This is a genomic window from Mucilaginibacter sp. NFR10 (genome assembly GCF_900100445.1).
GTDB classification, from domain to species: Bacteria; Bacteroidota; Bacteroidia; order Sphingobacteriales; family Sphingobacteriaceae; genus Mucilaginibacter; species Mucilaginibacter rubeus.
Window position 1 is genome coordinate 482,563 of the sequence record NZ_FMTV01000004.1, and the last position, 25,348, is coordinate 507,910.

The 25,348-nt window shown below is 44.3% G+C and carries 14 protein-coding genes; 4 read left to right on the forward strand and 10 right to left on the reverse strand.

Annotated elements, in window-relative coordinates; translation table 11 throughout:
* Nucleotides 1–105 precede the first annotated feature (105 nt).
* Together BLP33_RS16560 and BLP33_RS16565 are read left to right on the forward strand one after the other, a co-directional pair.
* Entirely contained in the window at nt 106–1,134 is a 1,029-nt protein-coding gene (locus tag BLP33_RS16560) for a LacI family DNA-binding transcriptional regulator (RefSeq protein WP_090530882.1), read from the forward strand.
* A 12-nt stretch (nt 1,135–1,146) separates the two neighbouring features.
* Nucleotides 1,147–1,893 carry an SDR family NAD(P)-dependent oxidoreductase gene (locus BLP33_RS16565; RefSeq protein WP_090530885.1) on the forward strand — a complete coding sequence of 249 codons (747 nt, stop codon included), beginning with the start codon at nt 1,147–1,149 and terminating at the stop codon, nt 1,891–1,893.
* 27 nt (nt 1,894–1,920) lie between these two features.
* Here the strand turns inward: BLP33_RS16565 and BLP33_RS16570 are convergent, their stop codons facing one another.
* Complete coding sequence (locus BLP33_RS16570) at nt 1,921–3,444, reverse strand: glucuronyl esterase domain-containing protein (protein WP_090530887.1); 1,524 nt, start codon at nt 3,442–3,444, stop codon at nt 1,921–1,923.
* A 27-nt stretch (nt 3,445–3,471) separates the two neighbouring features.
* Entirely contained in the window at nt 3,472–5,400 is a 1,929-nt protein-coding gene (locus BLP33_RS16575) for a sialate O-acetylesterase (protein WP_090530890.1), read from the reverse strand.
* A 193-nt stretch (nt 5,401–5,593) separates the two neighbouring features.
* On the opposite strand from BLP33_RS16575, the gene BLP33_RS16580 reads away from it, so the two are divergent.
* On the forward strand, nt 5,594–7,423 hold the full coding sequence (locus tag BLP33_RS16580; RefSeq protein ID WP_090530893.1) for an ABC transporter ATP-binding protein: 1,830 nt from the start codon (nt 5,594–5,596) through the stop codon (nt 7,421–7,423).
* A 382-nt stretch (nt 7,424–7,805) separates the two neighbouring features.
* Here the strand turns inward: BLP33_RS16580 and BLP33_RS16585 are convergent, their stop codons facing one another.
* The 3 genes from BLP33_RS16585 to BLP33_RS16595 all read right to left on the reverse strand — a co-directional run bounded on the left by BLP33_RS16585 (nt 7,806) and on the right by BLP33_RS16595 (nt 13,698).
* Nucleotides 7,806–9,131 (reverse strand): vanadium-dependent haloperoxidase, encoded by a 1,326-nt coding sequence (locus tag BLP33_RS16585; protein ID WP_090530896.1) that lies wholly within the window; start codon nt 9,129–9,131, stop codon nt 7,806–7,808.
* 10 nt (nt 9,132–9,141) lie between these two features.
* Nucleotides 9,142–12,492, reverse strand: coding sequence for a VCBS repeat-containing protein (locus tag BLP33_RS16590; protein WP_217633176.1), 3,351 nt, complete (start codon nt 12,490–12,492; stop codon nt 9,142–9,144).
* 177 nt (nt 12,493–12,669) lie between these two features.
* Nucleotides 12,670–13,698, reverse strand: coding sequence for a glycoside hydrolase family 53 protein (locus BLP33_RS16595; RefSeq protein WP_090530902.1), 1,029 nt, complete (start codon nt 13,696–13,698; stop codon nt 12,670–12,672).
* Between the two features lie 153 nt (nt 13,699–13,851).
* Between BLP33_RS16595 and BLP33_RS16600 the strand changes: the two genes are divergently transcribed.
* Nucleotides 13,852–14,412: a thioredoxin family protein gene (locus tag BLP33_RS16600; RefSeq protein ID WP_090531361.1), complete on the forward strand. Its 561-nt coding sequence runs from the start codon at nt 13,852–13,854 to the stop codon at nt 14,410–14,412.
* A 278-nt stretch (nt 14,413–14,690) separates the two neighbouring features.
* Here BLP33_RS16600 and BLP33_RS16605 read toward each other — a convergent pair whose 3' ends face one another.
* The 5 genes from BLP33_RS16605 to BLP33_RS16625 form a co-directional block, all read right to left on the reverse strand.
* A complete protein-coding gene (locus BLP33_RS16605) occupies nt 14,691–15,788 on the reverse strand; it encodes a phytase (RefSeq protein ID WP_090530905.1) in 1,098 nt (365 codons plus the stop codon).
* 62 nt (nt 15,789–15,850) lie between these two features.
* Nucleotides 15,851–17,104, reverse strand: coding sequence for a hypothetical protein (locus BLP33_RS16610; protein WP_090530908.1), 1,254 nt, complete (start codon nt 17,102–17,104; stop codon nt 15,851–15,853).
* A gap of 34 nt (nt 17,105–17,138) precedes the next feature.
* Complete coding sequence (locus BLP33_RS16615; protein WP_090530911.1) at nt 17,139–19,907, reverse strand: TonB-dependent receptor; 2,769 nt, start codon at nt 19,905–19,907, stop codon at nt 17,139–17,141.
* 256 nt (nt 19,908–20,163) lie between these two features.
* Nucleotides 20,164–21,807, reverse strand: coding sequence for a tetratricopeptide repeat protein (locus BLP33_RS16620; protein ID WP_090530915.1), 1,644 nt, complete (start codon nt 21,805–21,807; stop codon nt 20,164–20,166).
* Between the two features lie 338 nt (nt 21,808–22,145).
* On the reverse strand, nt 22,146–25,262 hold the full coding sequence (locus BLP33_RS16625) for an AsmA family protein (protein ID WP_090530918.1): 3,117 nt from the start codon (nt 25,260–25,262) through the stop codon (nt 22,146–22,148).
* Nucleotides 25,263–25,348: the final 86 nt, after the last annotated feature.

Genomic DNA, 25,348 nt, shown 5'->3' on the forward strand with positions numbered 1-25,348 from the left:
TAAATTTTAAATAATCTGTAATAATTTTATACTTTTATCCCTGAACAATCTGGCTGCGGTTATTACCGAACATGCAACATCGTTTATATATTTTAGATTAACTATATGCCGGACAGCGGAAAAGAGATAACCATATATGACATTGCCGAAAAATTAAAGGTTTCGGCAGCTACGGTTAGCCGTGCGCTCAAAGATCACCCGCGGGTTAATAAAAATACCAAAAAGAAGATTATCAAAGCAGCCGAAGAAATGGGTTACCGCTCCAATTCGTTCGCCAGCAATTTACGCCGTAAAAACAGCAACATCATCGGCGTTATTGTGCCGCGGCTCAACAGCAGTTTCATGTCGGACGTTATTGCAGGCATCGAAAAAGTGGTGAACGACAATAACTACAACCTCATCATCAGCCAGTCGTTAGAAACGATGAAGAAAGAGATCAGCAACGCCAGGGCCATGCTGAATAACCGGGTTGACGGCCTGCTGGTTTCATTAGCTTATGATACCACCAGCATTGAGCATTTTGAACCTTTTATCAAACGCAATATTCCGGTGCTTTTCTTCGACAGGATTTTTGAGCATGAACAATATCCGCAAATCTATATCGATAACTTCAAAGCTGCCTGCGAAGTAACTAACCACCTGCTTGAACAGGGCTGCAAACGGATAGTACATATTACTGGAAATCAATTGCGCAATGTGTATGCCGAACGCCTGCGCGGGTATAAAAAAGCACTTGAAGCACACCAAATTGATTTTGATGAGCAGTTGGTGATCATCAACGACCTGAGCGCTAAAGAAGCTGCGGCAGCGGCAGAAACTATTTTACAAATGAATCCCCTGCCCGATGGCATATTTACAGTTAATGATGTCAGTGCCGTTAGCTGTATCCAGGTGCTGAAAAAGGCAGGCATCAAAATTCCCGAACAAATAGCCGTTGCGGGCTTCAACAATGACCCGGCAGCCTGTGTGATTGAGCCCAATCTCACTACCGTAAATTATAAAGGCTATGAAATGGGCGAGGTTGCCGCTAACATGCTTATCAATCATTTGGCAAACAGGCAGGATCTGCAACAAACGCATAGCCTCATCCTCAGATCGGAATTGATAGTACGTGAATCCTCCAAAAGAAAATAACTTAAAAAATCCATGAACTCAAAGACCAAACTTGCTATCGTAACCGGCGGTGCCTCGGGCCTTGGCCTTGCTACTACCAAAAAATTCACAGAGCAGGGCATCAAAACCATCATCATAGGCCGCGACGAGGCAAAACTCATTACGGCAGTAAAGCAGTTTGGCGATCTTTGCAGTTACAGGCAATATGATCTGAGTGATACAACCGGTATACCGCAACTGGTAGCAGAAATTGAAGCTGAATTTGGCGCACCTGATATTTTGGTTAATAATGCCGGCATTAACCATAAAAAAGCTTTCGCCGAGGTAACCGATGAAGAGTTCGCCAGAGTGATCCAAACCAATCTTACTTCGGTATTTGCGATAAGCCGCGAGGTAGTAAAAATCATGTTGAAAGCTGGCAGTGGGAGCATAATTAACATCAGTTCGATGGCTGCACAATACGGCATACCGTATGTTATTGCCTATACCGCATCTAAAACCGCCATCGAAGGTATGACAAAAGCCATGGCTACCGAGCTTTCGCCGCAAGGCATCAGGGTTAACTGCGTTGCTCCGGGCTTTATAGCTACAGATATGTCGGCAAAGGCGCTGGATAATGATCCTGCCCGCAAGCAAAAAGTGATGGGCCGTACCCCAATGGGCAAATTAGGTGAACCTGCCGATGTGGCCGAAGCCGTTTATTATTTAGCGACAGATGCCGCCAAATATGTAACCGGGGTTGTTTTACAGGTTGATGGTGGAAATTCGATAGGGTTTTAATAAATTCGGCATGACGTGAAGGAGACGTCATCTTCCGTTTCTTTCTTTACCATAATGCATCAATTTATTGGCCCAGGCGATAAAATATTTTACGTTTGGGGCATCGGTATGCCCACCATCATGCTGACGCCAGGCGAGCTCGCCGTTAAGCAAACCTGTATTAACCGGCGGCATTTTTTCGGTTTTATAATCGTTTGAAACGCCGAGGTCCTTTGCACCAAGCAGTTTAAATACCGAGCCCGCAGCTACAGTTGCCATATAGCTTCCCTGCTGATCAAGCCATTTGGCATCGCCCTGTTCCGGCACGCCATAGCTTATAAAAGTAAACCTCGGCGCACACAAGGCAATCAGTTCATGCGCATCTACCGGAAGGTCTTTCGCGGTTTTAGCACCGAATACAGCATCCGATGCGCCATATTTCATAAAGTTACCGGCCATCCAATAATATTCGCCACCGGTGAGGCTTTCAACCGCTTCCCCAAAGTTCCGGCGATGCAACTTGGCCCCTCCCTCACCCGACGAACCTATCAACCCCATGGCAAACCTTTGTTCAAAAGCAAGTGTTACCAGCGCTGCCTTTCCATAGCGGGAAACACCTTCAATACCTACATATTTGGCGTCAACCGCAGGTTCTGTTTCCAGGTAATCCAACGCGCGTGCCGCTCCCCACGACCAGGCACGTAAAGCTCCCCAATCCTCCGGCTTACGGGGCTGGCCTTTGTTCACCAAACCGATGATCCCTTTGGTTAAACCTTCCCCGTTATCCGCCTGGATAGACGACGGATCTATAAGTACATACCCCCATCCATTGGCAATTAGTTGCGTGGCAGTCGGTGGGTCGCCTTTCATCCCTGGAAAACCACCGGGACCAAAGGGAGATTGTTCGGCAATGGGATTATAAGCGGGATATTGCTCAAAAATAGTTTTAAACTCGGGATGTTCTTTTAAAAGAAGTTCTTTCAATGCAGCGTTGATTTTTTCCACATCAGCAGCGGGGGGCTGCGCCGGTGCCGGTAGCGCGCTCCGACCAAACATCATCAGTACAGGTACCGGTCCTTTGGCATTTGCGGGGAGCACTAAGGTCATTTCGATATTGACGTTGATAAGCGGATAAGCCGTATTATCAACATGGCCTATCAGTTGTTTGGCAATCACCGGATAAAAGCCAACCCGCTCTTTATCGGTTATTTTAACCGTCCAGGTTACTTTGGGTACATTAGCAGGGATGCGGCCATAAACCTCACGCTCCATATCCTCCACAATTTGGGGGCGGCGCTGTTTCCACCACATTTCGGCTGTAGTTACCTTTTTACCATTCTTTAGTGTAAGGGCGTCAGGCAAATCAGGATAAGGATTAGCCAGCGCTTCATCATAATTAGCATGATTAGGGGCCGATTCATCGCCGCTTGGCCCGTTACGCAAGGTTTTAATTCCTAATTGCTTCATCATATACTGATGGTCCTGGTCAACAGTGAAATTTACCGGGGCCGGGGTTTGCGCTTTCGCCGCAATGGCCCATGTGAGTAAGAAAAAGAAGGCAGTACTTTTCATCGCTCCTGGTTCCAAAATGGTTTATGGTTATTGCAGTTTACCGGTTTGGAAAGGTGATGCCGGCAAGCCTTCTTTATTATACAGATTCGCGCCGTCCGGGTTATCGGCCCAGGCATACCTTACGTAAAGCGGCGCAGGGATTTTATCACTCCAAACCAGTATCTTATCTCCTTTAATAAGGGCCTTTGCCCAAACAAACTTTTTATCGGCCCCGGCTATCGCAAATTGTGATAGTTCTTCGCCATCCTCAGCAATAAGTCCAGCACCTGTATTTTTAAAAGCAATCTCAATCTTATTCCCCTCAATTTTAGCCGATTGGTAAATCGGTCCGGATGGCACTACATTCATATCGCCATAAGCAACATTTTCGGCAGCGCGGGCAAGCCGCTCACCCACTGTTTTTTTATTAAGAGGATGGATATCGTTCCATTCGCCGGCATCAATGGTTACCGCCATACCAGTATTGGGCACTTCAAGAGCCTCAAGCTGACCGGCGCGTAATTGCGCCCAGTCGCTTTCTGTTGGCGAATACTGTACCTCGTTAAAGTTTGGAAGCTGGGCGTAAATAAAGGGAAGATTACCTTGTTGCCAGCGATTCCGCCAGTCGGCAATAAGAGCCTTTAACAAGGTTCCATATTCGGATGCGCGGCTGGAATTACTTTCGCCCTGGTACCAAACTATACCTCTAATAGTATAATTGATAGCGGGCGCTACCATGGTGTTGTAAAGCCCGGTAGGTTCATTCTGGGCCGAAAATTCCGGTTTCATCCTAACGGGTTCAAACACCTGCCCAACTTTGTACTGCCAGTCGCCGCGAAGGTCGATGGTATCACCGGCTATTGCCAAATAGTACCGTTTATCAGGCACAAAACCGCCTTTGCCCGATGCATTGGTAATGCGAACCACAATAATATTTTTGCCCGGCTTTAATAAACCGGCAGGTACCGAGTAACGCCTTGGCGGATACTGATAGGTAATGTTCCCCACCTTTTTGCCGTTAACATAGGTTTGATCGGCATCTATTATCCTCCCTAAATACAGCTTGGCCGCTCTACTCTGTGCCGATGCGGGCAGTGTGATTTCTTTCCTGAACCATACCACGCCATTCAGGCCTTTTACTCCCTGATCGGCCCAGTAGCCCGGCAGCCAGAAACGGTGCCAGTTATGCGGCTGATAGGTGGTATCATACCATGGTTTAGGCTCATTTAAGCCTTTATCTGCGTCAAGCGGTTCCACTGGTTCCGGGTGCTTTTTTAATACACTGTCCATAAATGCCGTATTGCTGAACTGGGCAATCCTGTTATGATATGATTGAATGTTCTTTAAGCCCTCGCTGCTGATCCAGGCCTCTATGGGCGTGCCGCCCACACTTGAGTTGATGATACCTATAGGCACATGATATTTTTGATAAAGCTGTTTAGCAAAAAACCATGATCCGGCACCAAAACCTAAAACAGTTACAGAATCTGCCTTAACCCATTTACCAGGTAACAGATCTGAGTGTTGCCTGGTTACGTCAGACTCCGTTTTAACGAAAAAATTCCTGATCTGCGGATAATTGGCTTTTGCTATTTCATCAGGATATTTTTCCTTAACCCGCTCCATAGGCAAAACCATATTCGATTGCCCCGAACAAAACCATACATCGCCAATTAAAATGTCCCGGATAGTAATACGATTATTACCGATGATTTCCATAGTATACGGCCCCCCGGCTTTCATTGGCTGAAGGGCAATTTTCCAGGAACCGCTTTCGTCAGTAACGGTGCGGTATGTTTTATGCTGAAAATTAACGGTGATCTTTTCGCTTGCATCGGCCCATCCCCAGATCTTTACTTTGGCATCGCGCTGTAATACCATGCCATCGGCAACCAGTTGCGGCAGGCGCACTATTCCATAACACGGTAATATTAAACAAGCGAACAGCGCGACAAGTAATAGCTTCACCGACCCCATAACTCCGAAATATTTATTGATGGTTTATTTGACTAAGTAACAAATAAAAAAAGATTTGCGCAATCGATTGCACAAATCTTTTTTATTTTAATTCCTGATTAGTCAGTAAATGATCATAAATGTGCTCATAGTCCTGCAATGCAGTAGCAATGAACATTTTTTTGTTTAAAATCGCATTTATCAAAACCGGCAGATGGCTAAAACAAGAAATATCAAACCAGAGCAAAAGATTTCGTTCAGAGAGCGCTTGTCTGCATTAAGCAATCTCCCGGATTTTTTCAGGCTGGTATGGCAAAGCAGTCCGGGTAAAACAACAGCAAGCTTTTTGTTACGTATTATGCGTTCAGCCATGCCGGTTGCCTTGTTGTATGTAGGTAAGCTGATCATAGACCAAGTGGTATTGCTCAACCACCACGGCGGAAGCCAGCATGAATTATGGAAACTGGTTATCATTGAATTTTTGCTGGCTGTGGCAACCGACGGCCTAAACCGGATGATCAGCCTGATGGACAACCTGCTGGGTGATCTTTTTGCTAACTATACCTCCATGCGCATTATGCGTCATGCGGCCACGCTCGACCTGGAACAGTTTGAAGATTCGGTATTTTATGATAAGTTGGAGCGGGCCCGGCAGCAAACCGTTGGGCGTACCATACTTTTATCACAGGTAATGAGCCAGATCCAGGATTTTATATCCATAGCTTTCCTGCTTACTGGCTTACTGACTTTGAACCCATGGCTGATCCTCTTGCTGCTCATATCAATCATCCCTTCGTTTCTGGGCGAAAGCTATTTTAATAGCCAGAATTACGCACTTACGAGGAGCCAAACACCTGAAAGACGAGAGCTGGATTATGTACGCTACCTGGGCGCTAGCGATGAAACAGCTAAGGAAGTCAAGATCTTTGGCCTGTCTGATTTTATTATTAACCGCTTTAAAACGTTATCAGATAAATTTTATGCCGATAACAGCAAACTGGCCGTACGGCGTTCGGCTTGGGGTACCTTCTTTTCTGTCTTAGGCAGTGTTGGCTACTATGCCGCGTATGGTTTTATTATTTATCAAACTGTTACGGGCAAGTCTTCTGTAGGTACGCTTACTTTCCTGGCTGGCTCATTCCGGCAATTGAGCAGCCTGATGGAAAATTCGCTGAACCGGTTTACATCAGTTTCACAGGGTGCTATCTACCTCAACGATTTCCATGAGTTTTTTGAGATCAAACCAAAGATCAAAGTTGCTGCTTCTCCTTTACCATTTCCAAACCCAATAAAGCAGGGGTTTACTTTTGAGGATGTGGGATTTAAATATAACAATGCCGAATCATGGGCCAACAGGCACCTGAACTTCACCCTGCACCCCGGCGAAAAGATTGCGCTGGTAGGCGAGAACGGAGCAGGCAAGACTACGCTTGTAAAACTACTGGCCCGCTTATATGACCCAACAGAAGGGCGCATCCTGCTGGATGGCGCAGATTTGAGGGATTATAACCTCACCGACCTTCGGTTAAACTTGGGCATTATTTTCCAGGATTATATCCGTTACCAGATGAGCTTTTCGCAGAACATTGCGGTAGGAAACATCGATGAAACAGACAATACCGAACTGATCCGTAAAGCTGCCCGGGAGAGCCTTGCAGACGCGCTTGCGGCCAAACTTCCGCTGGGATACGAGCAGTGGTTGGGTAGGCGGTTTAACGAGGGTGTTGAGTTATCGGGTGGCGAATGGCAGAAAGTTGCATTGGCAAGGGCCTATATGAAAAATTCACAGGTGCTCATCCTTGACGAGCCTACTGCAGCGCTTGATGCTCGGGCCGAGTATGAGGTATTCCAGCGTTTTTCGTCCTTAACCCAAGGTAAATCGGCTGTGCTTATCTCCCACCGGTTTTCAACAGCAAGGCTCGCTGACAGGATCATCGTATTGGAAAAAGGCAAAATCCTTGAGGCTGGCACACATCAGGAACTAATGGCAAACAATGGCCGTTACGCCGAGTTATTTAGCTTGCAGGCTGCGGGATATCAGTAAGGGATGATATTTAAGCAAACATCCTTTGGGCTTTGAAGAAGAAATGCCAAAAGAGGGCCCGTCACCCTGAGCTTGTCGAAGGGTCGCGCGCAGAGGCCAGCCCACCATGCTTCGAGGGCCTACCCATGACAACTTAAAAAAAGGGGTGTCATACTGAGCCCGTCGAAGTATGGCGGGTAGGGCCTCTGCACACGAGTCTTCGACGGGCTCAGACTGACAAGCCCCCTTTGTCATCTAACCTTCAGCGTCCATGGATTTAATCACTCAGCATGACACCCTTTTTAAGTTGTCATGAGAGATGAAAGCACCATCTTCGCCCTGTATAGCAACTCCACTTATCGAAAAACCCTTTCGCCACCGCTCATAACAATCATGCTTATATCTACGATTTCTTTTGCCCGCTCATTTTAGCAACAACCAGGTTGCCAACTTTGTTCCCCTGAACGATACCATTGTCAATAGCATCCATAAAATGAATACCGCCCCAAAACCTTGATATAGCAGCTTCTTTGGCAGCCTGGGTAAACGAACTGAAATGCCTTGGCGGAATGCCATAATTTACTTCCACATCATCGGTATATTTAAAGTTATCGCCCAGGTAATGCGTGAGGATAACAGCAGCTGTTGACGAAACTACCGAATGCCCGCTGATATATTCAGGAAACGGCGGAGTTTGCAACAGGGGTTTCCAATGCGGGTCTATATACCTGCGAATGGCCGTTTCGGGCCTGATGCGGTTGGTGCGGTATTTATCTTCCCAGCAGCAAATAAAACCATCCAGCAGGCCTATGGCTACAGCGGTATTGATCTGCACCGTTTTAGAGAAACCGGTTTTGGCCTGCTTACAGGCAATAGCCGTTATCCCCATCCAGTGTGCTCCCGGCGAAATCTTTTTTAGGCCGATAAGCATGTGCCCGTCATTTTGAACGGCAAAAGGGTTACAATCCCAAAAATTGGCAATATCTTTTTCTTCCTGCTTTAAAGCATTGCCACTTTTGGCGTAGCTCATCTGCAGGTATTTATAAAAAGCTGAGTTTTTATCCGTTGAAAATGGAATGGGCGCATCTGGAACAAATTGTGCGGCCGAATCAAGCGTCATAGGCCGGATAGTGTTAAAATAAGGCTCAACCGGCAACATGTAAGCAGGCGGGGTCAGGTCCCAGCTACCGGGTGTTTGCTTAAGCTTATAGCGTGGATAGTTACTTATTTTCCGGTAACCATCGGCCCTGGCATAAGCCAGGATCTGTTTACTGATTGTTTTGGCATAGCTTTTTGAGCTGTCGATCACCTCACTGCTGAAGCCGATGTTTTTGCACGAATCAATAAAGGAAGACTCGTAGCCCAGCATTAAGGTACCCGATGGCAACAGCCTGGCAGATGTTTCAAACATGGCCAGTACTGCGCTTAGCTGATAATTATAACCGGTATTTTGTTTGGGGTGTTTGATATCCGGATATTGATTCAGTACACCGCGCATACTATGGATCTGTTTGTCGTTTTCGGCAACTACCTCATACCCGGCAAGGCAGGTATAAGCAAAAAAACGGGCGGCCAATGGCGGGTTAGTAACATCATGGATCATTACGCTGGTCATATGGCCAACAACTTTGCTCACGTCCTGGTTGGTTAGTTCGGGTTGCTTTTTCGGGCTGCAGCTTATCATCGCAAATAAGCCAGAGGCAGGTATTAGCATTAACAGTTTTTTCATTGCCTTTGTATTATTGCTTGTATGCCTTTAGTTTGCCCTTATCAAGGGCAAACAGTAAAACATTATTTAATGGAAGCACGCTCCTGACATCTCCCCGGATGCTGAAGCCCGATTGCTGCTGGTTTATGTATTGGTAATTACCCCTGCCATCCCCCTTTAGCAATACGCCATAGTTAGCATCATATTTACCGAAACGGATGCGGGCCTTGTTGATGTTGCCGCAAAGCAAAAGATCCTCCTTGCCATCATGATCGTAATCAAATGAAGTAATGGTAAAAACCGGCGAATACTGGGCCTGTAAGGGTAATACCGCCTGCTTTAATTTTCCTTGTGCATTACTGATAAAACATGCTGTAGCCAGTTCATTGGCTGTCAGTTTTTTTACATCTTTCATTTCTTCGGCAGTAAAGATCTTGTCCATGGTAGCATCGGCATAGCTTTTATAATCGGGGAACCGGCCGCGCATGACACTCATCTGGTCAAGCAATTCATCACGGCTTACAAAGGGGTAACTTTTATGCTGAATGTAAAAACAAAGCATCGGGTCAACGGAGCCGTTATCATCAAAATCTTTATAAAACATTTCCGCAGGCTCGGCATCGCTTGCTTTACATTGCGTATTTAAACCAATGTTTCCGGCTATAATATCCGGATGGCCGTCATGGTTGATGTCGCTTACCTGTAAACAGTTCCACCAGCCGGCATATTTTTTATCAAAGTATTTTGTCGTGGCATCGGTTAGCTTAGTGCCGCTATTTTCAAAAACCGTGATCGGCATCCATTCGCCGGCCAGCACCAGGTCGGGCTTTTTATCACCGTTCATATCAACCCAGGCAGCATCGGTCACCATGCCTATATTTTTCAATGCCGGGTTATATTTTGCAGTTTCATTAGTAAAATGCCCCTTGCCATCATTGATCAAAATATAGCTTTCTGGCGCTTCGGGATATTGCCCCGGGATTACCCTGCCGCCGACAAATAAATCGGGAAAACCATCGCCATTGATATCAGCTGCTTTAACACAGCTTTTACTGCTGATCATTTTGGGCAAAGCGTTGTTTGTCTTGTTAAAATTTCCTTTGCCATCATTGAGATAAAGCCTGTCCTGCAATAAGACATCATCCGGTTTATAATCGGCATAGCCACCAGAGGCTACATACAGGTCGGGCTTACCATCGCCATTGGCATCAAAAAATAAAGCGGCGGCATCGGTACTGTTTTTATCGGCTTCAAAGGCGGGTACAGCTTTGCTGATAAATTTCCCATCCTTTTGCTGCAGGTACAAAACACCGGCTTTGCCGTCATGCGCGCCGGTGTAAATATCCTCAAGCCCATCGCCATTTGCATCGCCTTTGGTAAGGATGGAACCCGAAAATGATATCGAATTAACCATTAATGGCTGCCTTTTAAAATCATTGGTGGTATTATCGCTTTCGTGAGAGACTATAGGGGCAGGTACCTCTTTAAATATTGGATTGATCTGTTTTTGTGCAGGACTTGCGCCAGTGGCATCCTTTTCATTTAAAACAAGCTGTTTATCGGCTTTTACTTTTTGAAGTACCTGCGACTTGCCGCTTTGCCAGGTAATCCTTAATGAATCTACCTGCTTATCTTTTCCCAATCCAAAGTGCAGTACTGTTGACACGGTTGACTGGTAACCACGGTTTGGCATTTGCTCCAGGTATTGCGTTTTATTGCCCGAATAAATGCTCACCTTAGCACCTACTCCCTGCGTGTTTGCCCCATTGCCATTTAATTTTACAGCTAAATAATGGTTGTCATTTTGTTTAGCCGCCTGGTTTTCATAAACAAAAGCCGGCTGATTGATATTATTTACCACCAGATCAAGGTCACCGTCGTTATCCAAATCGGCATAAGCGGCGCCGTTACTGTTTGATGGCATCGTTATGCCCCATTGCTCGCTTGTATTGGTAAATGTGGTATTACCATTATTTTTAAACAGGTAACTTTTCATTTGCGATGATGGCATCTGGCTTACAATATCCAGGAGGTCCTGCCGCATTACGCGCCTGTCTTTAAGGTTATCGCCCATAAACTTTAAAAAGTCCATGTTGGTATAGTCGCGGGTATAACCGTTACTTACAAACAGGTCTTTCCAGCCATCATTATCATAATCGGCAAAAAGGGGCGACCAGCTCCAATCCGTATTGGAGATGCCTGCCAGCTGTCCTATCTCGCTAAACGAGTTATTGCCGTTATTGATCTGCAGCATATTACGCATATACTGATAATAAAAGCCTACCCTCAGGTTCAGGTCGAAGGCTTCATAATTATCAATACCGAACAGCAGTTTTTGCCGCTTGTTATCTTCGGGAAGCATATCCAGGGTGTAGATATCGGGTTTGCCGTCATTATTAATATCGGCTACATCATTCCCCATAGAGTAAAACGAGCTATGGCCTATTTGTTTCTGGAGCTCATCGGCAAAACTGCCCCTGCCATTATTAATGTACAACCTGTCGGGAATACTATAATCATTGGATACATAGATATCCGGCCATCCATCGCCGTTAATATCGGCGATACCTGCTGCAAGGCCGTATGATAGCGGTGTATTGATAATGCCTGCACCGACGGTAACGTCAGTAAAATGATTATTGTCATTCCGCAGCAGCCTGATCCCCGATTCGTTATCCCTTTTGGCCGACATCTCCTTAACAAAGGCATCATCCATAATACTGATCCGGCCTGGGTTGTGGTTAATTAACAACAGGTCGAGATCACCGTCCCGGTCATAATCAAAAAAGTATGCCTGTGTACTGAATGATGGGAAATCAAGGCCAAAATCAGCGGTCTGGTCTTTAAACATGGGCACTCCGGCGGCATTGTTTCCCTGGTTTATGAATAATTGGTTAACCCGCTTCCCGGCCCGTACTTTACCCGAATAACATATGTAGATATCCAGCTTACCGTCACCGTTAACATCGGCCATGGTTACACCTGTTTTCCAGGGACCGGGCCTGCCTGCTACACCGGCATCAGCAGTGATATCCTTAAACTGCATATTGCCCTGGTTCAGGTACAATTTATTATCGGTCATGTTGCCGGTAAAATAAAGGTCCTGCAAGCCATCGCCGTTTAAGTCTCCAACAGCCACGCCACCACCATTATAAAAATACTCGTACATCAGCACGTTGGTGTTTAATCCTTCAGTTAAGGTATTGGCGAAATCAACATGGGTTTGTTCCGGCTGCAACAGTTTAAATAAAGGCTGACCGGAATTTTCGGAAGGCCCATGGCTACATCCTGCAAATAACATCAGCGTACATACAGCAGGGAATATCAAAAACGATCGTTCTTTTCGCGTTTTAAGCGGGAGGGGGAACCGGAATATCTTCATTTTGGTTTATTGTGGCTGCGATAAATAGGCATCGCAAATTTGATGTCAAGATAACAATTATTCTACATGCAAAGCATTTTTAGAAAAATCGCTTTAAGAAGCTACATATAGTGACTCTGCAAATTGGAATTGCCCGTACTTATCCTATGATAAAGCTAAAAGCGTATCATGATCCTCCTATTCAAGGGGCAGCCGAATATGATATTGTTTACTAATGCTGTCATAAGTAGCCATATGCGCATTAGTATTCCCCTGTTTATCAACAAAGGTTTCGCCCCAGCTAAAGGGCTCCCAAATAAAAGTGCCTTTAACTTTATTACCAGGTAATGAAAAAGCTATATCATTTACCTCGCGTTTGCGCTGCGAATATTCCACCACTATCACATCCTGTTTATAACGGGCGGTGAGGTCGGTAAGGTTGTTGCGTAAACTATCCGGTGTGCCATGCCACTCCGGATAATATGATTCGCCAATGATATCGAAATTAACGCCGCGTTTGAGCATGTTATCTACAAAGTATCTTGATTCTGCATATTGCCCGCCGCAGGCAATATGCAGCATTACCCTGATATTGCCGCTCACGCTCCTGACACCGTTAATGCCAGCCTTTAAAAAGCCAGCCAGGGTATCCAGGTTTTTGACACGGCCGTCGGGCCATAAAATGCCGTGGTTAATTTCGTTACCTACCTGCACCATATCGGGCAGCGTGCCCTGCTTTTTTAGGGCCAGCAAGGTAAGCCGGGTAAATGTCTTTATAGAATCCTGCAGTTGCTGGTTGTTGAGCCTTTTCCAGGCGGCGGGTTTGTATTGCTTACCGGGATCGGCCCAGTTATCACTGTAATGAAAATCGAGTAAGAAGCCCATTCCGGCTTCTTTAATACGCAGAGCCATCTTCTTGGTATCTTCCAAACCACAATAGCCTTTTGCCGAGTATCCGCTATCGGCCTTAGGATTATTGAATATACGAAGCCGTACATAGTTAAAGCCATGATCTTTCAAAATGGTGAAGGGGTCCTTGTTTACGCCGTTATCATAAAACTTATGCCCTTCAGCTTCCAACTGGGGGATAAATGAAATATCGGCACCCATGATCTGCTTAAACTTAACCGGAACGTTTTTAGCCGGCGAATATTTGTAGGCAGATAAAGCGCCGGTGCATACCAGGCTAATTGCTGTTAATAGCAGTTTGTTTATTTTAATTTTCATGTACCCCGCTTTGATAATCAAAAATACATAGTATATTAATCATAGCCTGGTAAAGGTTATCGAAATTAATCTACATCAACAAAATTCACACGCACATTATTTAATTTCATATCGTAAAAGGAATTGCCATAAATGGCGCCAAATGCAATTATTATGGATTTCACAGCATATCAACAGCTATTTTTCGATATTTTGAATACCCCTAATCCGCCGACTCCGTACGACAACCCGGATTATTTAAATTATACAAAGCTTAATTGGTCGCGCCAGCAGCGCTGGCTAAAGGTTGGCGTCTTGAACCCGGATTTGACAAATGCCATCGAAAAGATCAGCAAGCCACAATTATGGACGGTTATTACCGAGGCCTGGTGCGGCGATGCTTCGCATACTATACCGTTCCTGCATCGCCTTTCGGAACTAAACCCGCTTATTAAAGTTGATTATCAGCTAAGGGATTCGCCGCCATTTTTGATTGAAAGTTACCTTACCAATGGCACCCGCTCAATTCCGAAGATCATTATTGCAGATGAAAGCAATCAAGACCTTGCGACATGGGGGCCGCGACCGGCCGAATGCCAGCGATTATACCTTCAAATGGTTAAAGACCATATTGAAATGAGCGAAAAAAAGATAGCATTGCAGAAATGGTATAACGAGGATAAAGGTGAAAGTTTTCAGCTGGAGTTTTTAGATATTATAAATAAACTATTATGATTCTGGTGAAAAACAACTTTCGCCCCAACCCTATCTGAAGGCCACTGGGTGTGTACATATTTAAAAAATGCCATTTCGATAGAGCCGGACGGGCATGAACGATGGGGCGAAAGAGAAATCTTCTACATTAAGCTTTGCAACTGCGCTTGTAAAAGCAGGGCGTAGAAGATTTCTCCTCGCCTCCAACGCACAAATACCACCCAGAGCTCGTCGAAATGACATCTTTTATTTAATAGTAAAATAAGAAAGATATAGCCACACGAGAGTTTTTTGTGCTACTATTTTACCTTAAGTTCTTTGCCTGCTATATCTTCCCAGCGGTAATAGTGGAAAGTTTTGTCGGTACTCATCACCACAAAAATGCCATGTTTAAAGGTATTATTTAAAGGAGTAGCAGTTACGTCACTGCCATCACTTTGTCTTGCGGCTACGTTTGCTATCTTCAGCAACTTGTGTTCAAAAGGGTTTGCTTTGGTACCTTCCCTGCTGAAAACCTGGAAACGGTTGGCACCCTGATCGGATACCAGAATGTAACCTGTTGTATCGCTCAACTTATAAATCGAGATCCCTTCATGATCGGCTTTAAAACCCGAAGTACCGAAGATCGCCAGTTCCTGGTCTCCTTTTTCAGGGTCGGCATAATACTGGCGAACGCCTACCTGTTCGTCTGAATAGTAGATGTATCCCAGCTCATTATCAACAGCAATTGATTCAATTTCTTTTTTGCCACTGTATTTGCCAAACTTACGTACCAAGGTAGCTTTTACATTACCAGTGCCATCATCCTCAAGCAGATACTGCCAGATATAGCCACCGGTTTGCGGGCCATTTTTGCGACCTGCGATGGCATACATTTTTCCATCTTTTGCAGTATAGATGGAGATACCCATTAAATCCCGGTATTCAAAGCCGGTTTCGCCAACAAAGGCATCGATACCGCCATTATCTACGGGTTTCATATCAGGCAATGAATAGATCCGCAGTTTATGGGTCATGCGTTCGGTGGTAATAGCAATATCGGTGGGCTTGCCGCCAAGCATTAAACCATAGGCCAGGTCAACATTGTTTGGCCGCTTTAAGCCACGAACAACCTTATCCTTAATGATCTTGCCCTGTAGGTCGAATACATAAAGAGCACCTTCGCTGTTTTTATCAGTGCCGATGATCAGGCTTTTAGCCGGATCAGCCGGGTTGATCCATATTGCCGGATCGTCGGTATCATACAGTACAGGTTCGGTAACAACTACCGGTTTTATTTCGGGTGCTGTGCTGCCCGGGATGGTAAGCCCTTTGTTGCCTATCTGGCTTTGCCCGCAGGCGGTATTACCTATGGCAACAGCAAGTAGTACAAATGTTAATTTGCTCAGTTTATTCATCTTTTATTATTAATAAAAAAATGATCCTGCAGAAGTATGCAGGATCATTGCCATGAGTTAATTTATTTTGCTCCGAAAGCGCCGATGTAATTAGCCGGGGCAGGAGATACGTAATTTATCCCGTTTACGGTGATACCCGCAGCATGGTGACGGGTGAAGTTGGTTATACCATGATTTAAAGCAGGAGAACCGCTTTGCAAATGAAAATCCCAGTTTACATCATAAACTGCGTTCAGTACCGGGGTAGATTCAGGATAGTTCACAAATTTAGGATCGTTATCGCCTGCTTTTGTGCCTCTGACCTCATTAACACCACCAATAATATCTTTTGATGGCTGAAACTGGTTTACCGTAGTTTGATCGTAGCCGTAGTAAAGGTTATTGCTGATCACGGTACGTTTATCTTCAGTTGATTTGGTGTCGCGTTTGATACCAAAACGGGTGTTTGCAAACAGGTTGTTGTAAATATCGGCATGTACGTTGTTTTCCAGCCAGATAGAACCGCCCTTTGCCGATGGCCTGCGCCAGCCGGTATTTACCATGGTGTTATTATAACAGATGATGTAAGCCTGCGGCGTACGGTCGCCCGAGTTCGATAACTTCAATGCATTGGTGTTGGCGCTGTAAACCAAGTTAAAGCCAACGTCAGCCAAACAGCCCGATTTAAAGTTCATGGCCTCACCGCCTGTTACCCCTGTGGTATAAAAAGTATTGTTGGCAAAAATGATCTTGCCACCCTCTATATAAGTACAATCTTCCTGAAAGTTGCGGATAGTTGAGTTTACAACAATCAGTTTGCCGTTAACGTTCGAAAACCACAACGCGGGTACATTTTCGCCGGCTACTGCTTTGTAAAGGCCTTGTTTTACCGACGTTGAAGCATCAGAAGTGGTATTACCGCCATACTCCAAAATAGTATGGTCAAGTACCAGCTCGGCGCAGGTTTTAGCTGCAAGGATCCCACCCCACATTTTTCCGAATTTTTTGGCGTCGGTACGATATGCCGGGTTTACGGTTATCCTAACCGGGTTTTCGGCGGTACCTAATGAGTACAGATTCCCTTTTACTATAAATTCAGGTTTAGCAATGGTATCCATCAACACGGTTACCCCCTCTTCAATAGTAAGCGATTTACCTTCGGGAATAATAATATCACCCTTAATGATCTGCGTGCTGCCTTTAGCCCAAACGCCTGATACTTCACCGCTTGCCGATCCATCGTTTGAGCTGGTGTCAACATCAAGGTTGGCTTTCCTGCAACTGCTAAAGGCTATGGCCGATAGCAGCACTGCCGCGAATATTTGTTTTAGTTTCATTATAATGCCTTTTATTTATGGTTGATAAATTATTTTAAAGTTTGTATCGAACACCTATCAGGTAAGTTTGCTTATAGTAGTCACTGCGGATTAAGGTTTGTCCGTTTGCTACGATGTTATCATCTTTCAGCGTAGCATTTTCAGGGTTGGTACCTTTCAGGAACAACTTAGCTGGGGTATTAAGCAGGTTGCCCGCTTTGATAAATACGCTCAGGTTATTTTTAAAACGTTTTTCGGCTGATGCATCCATCTGGATAAAGCCACGCTGCCAAAGGTCATTATTCACAAACTGCGATACAGTGTTGATGCGCGGACCGGTATAGGCTCCGGCAATTTGTGCATCCCAGCCCTTCTTAGTGTCCTTATATAATAATGACAGGTTGGCGATATGCTCAGACTGACCATATAAAGGCCTGGTTTGATTCACCGTAGTCAAGTGGGTATCACCATTTGCATCGGCGATATAAGTATCTTTGATGGTAGTGATGCGTGAATGGGTATAAGTATAATTAGCTTTTACGCCAAACTTGTTAAAAAACTTAACCAAATCAAGCTCTAATCCATAGTTTTTAGCTGTACCGAAATTGCCCGGAACATAATAAGTATCCTGGCCGCGTGTAGCATCCGCCTGGAAACTATACTCTATCGGGTTCTTAATCTGTTTGTAAAACGCCCCGGCTAAAAACTGCATGCTTGCGTCAGGGAAAAGTTCATATCTTAAATCGTAATTATCTGCAATAGCATGTTTCAGATCGGCATTGCCACGTTCGTCATAGTCCTCACCCGGCCTGGTTCCTGGTATAATCTCGTAAAAACCAGGTCTGTTAATCGATTTGAAATAAGAGGCATGCAGTTGCTGTTTATCGGTTAAAAAGTATTTGAGCGTTAGACTTGGCAATACATCAGTGTATGTTTGATTACCCGTAGGGCGTGATTCACCCTGAGGGAAAAGCATGTGATAACCCTGATTAGTATGCTCAACGCGTGCACCACCAACTACCTGAATAGTTTTTGTAGTAAATTTAAACATACCATAGCCGGCACCTATCTTTTCAGATGCATCATTAGTTAATGAATTGGCAACTGCACCCGCCTGATTTGTAACGTTAAAATTCAGTTGGGTGTAATTCGTAAAATCGGTACCATACAATGCGCCTGGATTGGCGGCAGCAAGGTTATAATTGTTATAGAAGCTGCTGCGCTCTTTATCGCGGTATAAACCACCGGCAGAGAAATCGACATTAACACCGCCAATTGGTGCGGTATAGGTGAGGTCTAAATAACCTGCTTTATCTTCGTCTGTATTGCGTTCCCAGCGGTGGGTAAGCGATGTGCCGTTAGTGAGATAAGTGCGCCTGTCGACAAAGTTTTCGCGTACACCGTTTAGGCTGATGGTGGTATTATTAGGCACTTCGTTTTCGGCTGAAGAATAAACTGCCGACCATTGTACCTTAAGTTTATCGTTAAACAACTTATGATCCCCACGCAGCGTTCCGCTGTAAATTTGTTGCTCGGTAAAACGGCTGCGGGTTGAATAACCTAACTGAGCATTTCCTTTATCCGGGTCGTAATCAGTTGAAAAATTGGTAGATTTTTCGTCGCGGACCTGGATACTGGTTAAGTTAACATAGGTATTAAAAAAGCTCAGTTTATTGCGGCTATCTAACAGGTAATCAATTTTTGAAAATAAGCCGTAACGTTTTTGCTGTTCAGAATATTCCCTGTCATCCCGGCTGGTAACCGCGGCATACTCGGCCGTTGGATTTACTTTAGTGTTGTAGAATACACTGTTGCTACCCCGATAGGTATTTTGATAACTACCGGCTACCAACACGCCTAATTTGTTATTAAAAAAGCGCTGACCTAATGATAAGCTACCAACAAGGTTTGGTGCAGGATGTTTAAGCGAATAATTTAAAGTTCCGGTACCAAAATCGGCCTGCGTTGCCTGGTAAGTTTTACCATTGAGTTCATAAGGCGATTTGTGGTTAATGCTTGAATAATCATAGCTCATAAACTTACGATCCAATAGCAGCTGACTGTAACCGCCCGCGATGTTAGCGTTAATTTCAAGGCGCTCAGGAGCATCTTTCATCACCATGTTAACAACACCGCCAACAGCATCACCTTCCAGGTTTGGGGTAAGCGTCTTATAAACCTCCAGCCTTGATAGCAGATCTGAAGGGAAGATATCGAGCGGAACGTAACGGTATTTATTATCGGGACTTGGGATTTTGATGCCGTTTACCAGAGTATAATTATAGCGTTTATCCATACCACGTAAGATGGCATATTGGCCATCGCCGTTGGTGTTACGTTCAACCGATACACCTGATACACGTGAGATAACGTTAGCCACCGTTAAATCGGGAGATACCTCGATAGCCCTGCCCGATACGATGTTCATTACCTGTGTGGCCTGCTGCTCAATTCGGCGGGCTGTCCTTTCGGTTGATCCGTTCTTTTGAGATACAACACTGATTTCCTGTAATTGCTTATTCGACTCCTCGAGGTATATTTTCAGATGTGGGCTGTCTTCTTTAGTTATTTCAACCTGTTGCGTTGCTGTGGTATACAAGATGTAAGATACCCTAACAGTGTAAGAGCCTTTTGGTACGTCCTTTAATTCAAACGAGCCGTCCAGCCCGGTGGTAGTAGCAATCTTCGTTCGGTCGAGGCTCACGGTAGCACCTACCATAGGTTCGCCGGTTTTGCGGTCATAAACATGACCTTTTAACTTTGTTGCGTTAGCGGCGGTAACGCACAAAAGCATGAACAAGAATGTTTGTAAGTATTTTTTCATTTTGCGACGATTAATGCAATTGTGATTTGCTTTTTTGACGGCGCAAAAGTGTTTAAACCCACAATACATCTGCTAAAATATGCCGTTACAAAAAGGAAACAGCGTTACACGGGGCGTATACGCAACAGCAACTAAAAAATACAATTAATTGATTTTCAATAAAATAATTAAAACAAAAACCTCCATTATCATTCAGTTACCGTTACATTAAACTAATGTTAAGCCCCAAAAAATGAAGAAATTAACAATAACCAACTTATAGGGCCTGTATAAAAGTGGTAAGATTTTCGCCCTGGTCAATGTTGAGTTTCTTGCGTAAACGGTAACGGGCAACCCGTAAACTATCAATAGAGATGCCCAACAAACCGGCAATATCCTTCGAATCCATGTTGACTTTAAGCAGGGCTATCAAACGCAGATCTGTTGAGGTAAGATCTGTACTGCGTTGTTTCAGCTTTTCAAAAAAGCTTTGGTGAACTTGTTCAAAAGCTACCGTAAACTCTTTCCAGTGCTGCTCGTGATTAAAGCTTTGATTTATTTGCTGGATAATTTGCTGCATCTGCCGCTTCTGATCACGCTTATCTTCTTTAACCATATCCTGCAATGTATTGCGCATGCTCTCTAACAACTGGTTATTCTTGATCAGGTTTAAGGTGTGCGATGACAGCTCCTGCCCTTTAAGTTCCAGCTGTTGTTTAAGGCTTTCTTCCTGCAGCTGTTTATTCTTGAGCTCCAGCTCCATTAAATCGCGCTGCGCTTCAAATATCGACCGGTTTTGCTCGGCCAGGACACGCTGATCGCGTATTTTGAGGCGTTGCCTGCTGAAGGTTACAAAACCGAGAACGACAAGCAACAGGGAAATGGTAACGCCGGCAATGGTAACTATCTGGTTAGTTTTCCGGATGTTATTGAGCCGGGTAATTTCATCGCTCTTTTTATCCATATCATACAACACCTGCAAAAATGAAGTTTGCTTAATACTCTCCCTCGAATACACCTCAAGCGAGTATTTACGGCTCAATTCAAGGTAATGATAGGCGCTATCCATCCGGTTAAGCAGTTGATACGACTTACCGAGGTCACGACAGGAAGCAGCTAACTGATACAGGTTTCCTGTTTTTAACGACAGCGCATAAGCCTTACGCGATTGCCGGATCCCTTCTTCATATTTACCGGTTTTCCGCAAAATATCGCCAATGTTATTGATCACCTCAATACTGGCAACTTCATTATTGTACTTGTTATAAATCTCTAATGATTTTCTGAAGCAGGAATATGATGAATCATAATTGGCCAGATCCTCATGGATACTGCCAAGGTTCTCGTATATTTTTGCTTGCCCATAATCATCTCCTATGCGCTGATAGCGGTTTAGCGCCAGGCGCTGGTAATAAAAGGAGCTGTCATACTTATGATGCTTTTCATACAAATGCCCTATCGCTCCAAAGATCTCGGCCTGGCCTTTTTTGTTGTTGGTTGCTTTGTAAAGATTGAGTGCCTTGTTATATAACTGAAATGACTTGTCAGGCTGCCTGTTGTAATAATACAAGATGCCCATCTTGCCCCAATTGTCGGCCAATAAATCCTTGTTGCCTACTTGCGCGAATACCTTATCGGCGTGTAAATAAAAATCAAGGGCTTGCGCGTAATGCCCCTGGTCAAAACAGATCTGCCCCATTTGCTGCAGACTCAAGCCGGCGGTAAGATTATCATTATCCTGAACAGCATCGGCGTGGAGTTTTTTCAGAATGATAAGCACCGAATCGGGATGTTGCTGTGAGAGCAATTGAAGCTGCTGAAACCGGTCGGTTTTGTTTGATTGTGCCTGTGCCGCTGTACCAGATATTAATACAAACAGGTAAAATGTTAATTGAATAAGCCTGGCGTAGAGTTTAATCATATCTGAAAACTAAGCGGATTGTCATTGCAAAGAAATCTTCTTCTGGTACCTGCGTACGAAAAGACAAACAAAAGAAGCATTTCAATATGAACTTAATGTTAACTACTTAGCGCATGTTAACTATTTTACATTCATGCAATAGACATAGGAAAGTTTTTAATTCCCTCCCTTGGGAGGGGCGTGGTAGGAATGCGTAGTGGCAGGGAGGGGTTTATCCGCTATTTCAAGGGAATAGGCAATGCAATGAAACCCCTCCCTATACCCTCCCAGGGGAGGGAATCGCACAACCCCGCGCTTTTTGTTTCTTCTAATCACCAGAATTCATTGCGTTCGGGATCTTACTCGTCGTCTTGCGTCTCCTTAAGTTCATCCTCTTTTTTGCCTTTGCCCAAATGGATAATAGGTTTATCCTGGGTACCGGTGATAGTCATCGGGATGCCGAAGATACCGAAGGGCGGCAGCCCCAGCCTGAATTTCAGGTTCAGTTTGCCATCCAAACCCACCTGTCCTTCAAATCTCGGCCTGAAACCTGCAATCCGCATTTTGGTACGTTCTATAGTCATGATGTTATTGGCTATAGTACTTTTGATATCAACCTTTTTCACATCACCGTGGCCAACACTGTCATGACCGGTTTGCTTGCCAACCGCGCTTAATAATTTCAATCCGTATACTTTTACTTGTTTTACAGAAAGTACGCCACCGCCTTTTAATGATGGATAAACCGGTTTCATATCGCTGTTAAGCTTACCCGCAAGCTTATAATCTAAAGATACAATACCTTGTACATGCTCGGCCGAAGTCGCCATATCATGAAATAACTTAATTTCGCGGTAGGCCCTCTGAATATCAAACTCTTTTGCGTTGATGTGATAATCAAAAAATGCTTTTTGCGGATTGATGCTGCCATAAGTGGCGTCCATCACTACAGGGGCACCTATCAGGCTGAAACCAGTTTGCTTAAGTACGATTTGCCCGTTGGTAACATTCATTGTGCCTTTGGCGTCGCTGATATCCAGTCCGTTATATTTAACTTTTTTTACATCAGCAGCAAAATTAAGATCAAGATTGGAGGGCACCAATATCACACCCGATGATTTGGTTGGTTTGGCAGATGCAGGCACACCTGCAAAAGCCATAAAATCATCGGCAATGATCAAATCGCTCTTCAAATTAAACTCGCCTTTTAACGGCGAATTTGGTTGCATGGCATAGCCTATTACATTGGATAAAGCACCATCAAGCACTACTATTGATTTACCATAGTTAGCCTTAAACTGATCAAACTTCATTTTATCCTGGTTAAAGCTGAATACGCCGTTGGTGATAAAAAATGGTTTCGGGAATAGCTCAGTTGTAAGCTTGATATTCTTCACCTTCATGCTGCCGGAGTTATCCAGCTTATCATAATGGCCGGTGGTTGCATCGCTTTGCTTTCCTTTCAGTTTGAAGTTGGTGCTTACAAAACCGTTCACGTCGTAGCCCTTTACAGCAAAAACTTTATAAATTTTTCCGAGGTCAAGGCTACCGCGTGAAGTTACGTTATAATCAAGGTCATCAAAATTGCGGAGGTTGGCCCTCAGTAAAAATGGCTGGCCTTCAAAATTGAAGGATACCGGTTTAATATCCACCTTAAGCCCTTTTAGCGAGCCGGTGTTGTTAAAAATATTTACGCTAACCTGTACATTTTGCATAGGGTGCGGATAGTATTTGGTTTGGATATATCCGTTTTTCAGGTTGATCTCCGCATTGGTAACCGGGAAGATGCGCCGGGCCGGAATATACCTGCCTTTACTTTGCAGGTTGGCATCAAAATCACCGCGGAAATCAATACTATCAACCGGGTAAAACTGCCTGATATCATCTAAATGGAATTTAGCATTCAACCCGGCATCAATCAATGCACCAGCCTTATTGCTTAATTTTAGATAGCCTTTGATATAATTATTAAGTGCATTAATGTTCAGGTTGCGCACATCCACAGTGGCATTGGCAATGTTATGGTCCGGACAAGCGGCATCCAGGTCAAAACTGATATTGTTGATAGACTGCGGCAGCTTGCTGTATTTAAAATAGCCATTTCTGAAAGTTGACCTGAGTTTAAATTGGGGAATACTGGTTATCACGGTATCGACCTTTTGCCTTAGTCCAGTTTTCCTGATGCCGGTGGTGTACTTACCTTCGGCCAGTAAATGCAAACCATACCTTCCTTTTACCTGGAATGGTTTAATGCCAAAAACCTTGTACCATTGCTCCAGGTCAATTTCGGTATTCACTTTAGCATAAATATATGGCGATTTAATACCCTGTATTTTCAATACCGAACCAAAGTAGTCCTTACCAATATTGAAATAAACCGAATCAATATTAACTTTTAAACTGTCGGGGTTGAGGCCAGGCAAACTGGCATCCATATTCAGGTACAGGTTTTTAACCGGAGCGGGGGTGCTTTTGTTAACGATGGCACCGTCGCGCACTTTCATGCTGATACCCAGGTTAGGCATAATATTTTTTGAGGCGATGTACTTTCCGCTAAGATCAAGCTGGATGATGCCATTACCGCTGATATCCATGTTATCAACATACTTGGCGTATTCATCCGGGATGGCGGTAAAAACATCGCCAAGGTCATTTTGATCACTCCTGATCTTGAAATCCATATCATAGCCATCTTTCAGGAACTCAAACCTACCCTTAAATTTAACCGGGAGCTTGTTAATAAGCAGGTCGTTTTTTTGAAATGCGAAGGCCAATGATTTGGTATTGATACTGGTAACGAGGTCGGCATTTACTTTTTTCTTGAGCACGTAGGCCTTATTGCCGTAATAAAAATCTACCGAAGCAGCATCAACATGACTATAAAGGTCAAAGATGTCTTTGCTTAAATCGCCGCTGCCTTTGTAGTTAAGTTCCCGCGCGTTGATCTGCATGGGCAGTGAGCGGTCGTCATAAACCAGGTGGCTTTTGTCTATCAAAATCTGTTCAATCCCTAATGATGCGCTTGCGGTATCGGCTTTATTATCCTGTTTAGGTGGAGATGATTTGTAAACATTGTAATTGGCTTTACCGGCACTGTCAACCTGGATGTTGATCAACGCATGATCAAGATAGATCTTATTTACATTGATTTTGCTTTTAAACACCGAAGAAAGATCTATAGCCAGCGAAATTTCCTTAGCCGAAATTAGTGTATCATCCTGAAAAGGTACGCTGCCATTCAATACAAAATCATTCAGTGTAAGCGTTAACGACGGGAACTTTTTAAAGAATGATAAGCGCGTACTCGAAAACGAAAGCTTGCTGTTTACGCTGCCGGCGGCCCATTGCTTTATTTTCTGAGTCACTGTTTCGGGAAAAAGATAAGGTAAAAGGAACATCAACAGCAATAAACTAACAACGGTGATGGCGCTTATTTTAAGCGTTTTAACCAATATTTTTTTTAAGGGGAGCGGCATAGAAATTATTATAGCTAACGAAGCATGAAAGTAATCATAAAACCTAATTATTAAGTATCAAATTATGATGATTGTAATGTTAGGGA

Excerpts from the sequence above, each read along its gene's own strand:
- BLP33_RS16575 (WP_090530890.1), bottom strand. The coding sequence starts at position 5,400 with ATGGGGTCGGTGAAGCTATTACTTGTCGCGCTGTTCGCTTGTTTAATA.
- BLP33_RS16560 (WP_090530882.1), top strand. The coding sequence starts at position 106 with ATGCCGGACAGCGGAAAAGAGATAACCATATATGACATTGCCGAAAAA.
- BLP33_RS16570 (WP_090530887.1), bottom strand. The coding sequence starts at position 3,444 with ATGAAAAGTACTGCCTTCTTTTTCTTACTCACATGGGCCATTGCGGCG.
- BLP33_RS16600 (WP_090531361.1), top strand. The coding sequence starts at position 13,852 with ATGGATTTCACAGCATATCAACAGCTATTTTTCGATATTTTGAATACC.
- BLP33_RS16615 (WP_090530911.1), bottom strand. The coding sequence starts at position 19,907 with ATGAAAAAATACTTACAAACATTCTTGTTCATGCTTTTGTGCGTTACC.
- BLP33_RS16590 (WP_217633176.1), bottom strand. The coding sequence starts at position 12,492 with ATGAAGATATTCCGGTTCCCCCTCCCGCTTAAAACGCGAAAAGAACGA.
- BLP33_RS16620 (WP_090530915.1), bottom strand. The coding sequence starts at position 21,807 with ATGATTAAACTCTACGCCAGGCTTATTCAATTAACATTTTACCTGTTT.
- BLP33_RS16625 (WP_090530918.1), bottom strand. The coding sequence starts at position 25,262 with ATGCCGCTCCCCTTAAAAAAAATATTGGTTAAAACGCTTAAAATAAGC.
- BLP33_RS16580 (WP_090530893.1), top strand. The coding sequence starts at position 5,594 with ATGGCTAAAACAAGAAATATCAAACCAGAGCAAAAGATTTCGTTCAGA.
- BLP33_RS16585 (WP_090530896.1), bottom strand. The coding sequence starts at position 9,131 with ATGAAAAAACTGTTAATGCTAATACCTGCCTCTGGCTTATTTGCGATG.
- BLP33_RS16595 (WP_090530902.1), bottom strand. The coding sequence starts at position 13,698 with ATGAAAATTAAAATAAACAAACTGCTATTAACAGCAATTAGCCTGGTA.
- BLP33_RS16610 (WP_090530908.1), bottom strand. The coding sequence starts at position 17,104 with ATGAAACTAAAACAAATATTCGCGGCAGTGCTGCTATCGGCCATAGCC.
- BLP33_RS16565 (WP_090530885.1), top strand. The coding sequence starts at position 1,147 with ATGAACTCAAAGACCAAACTTGCTATCGTAACCGGCGGTGCCTCGGGC.
- BLP33_RS16605 (WP_090530905.1), bottom strand. The coding sequence starts at position 15,788 with ATGAATAAACTGAGCAAATTAACATTTGTACTACTTGCTGTTGCCATA.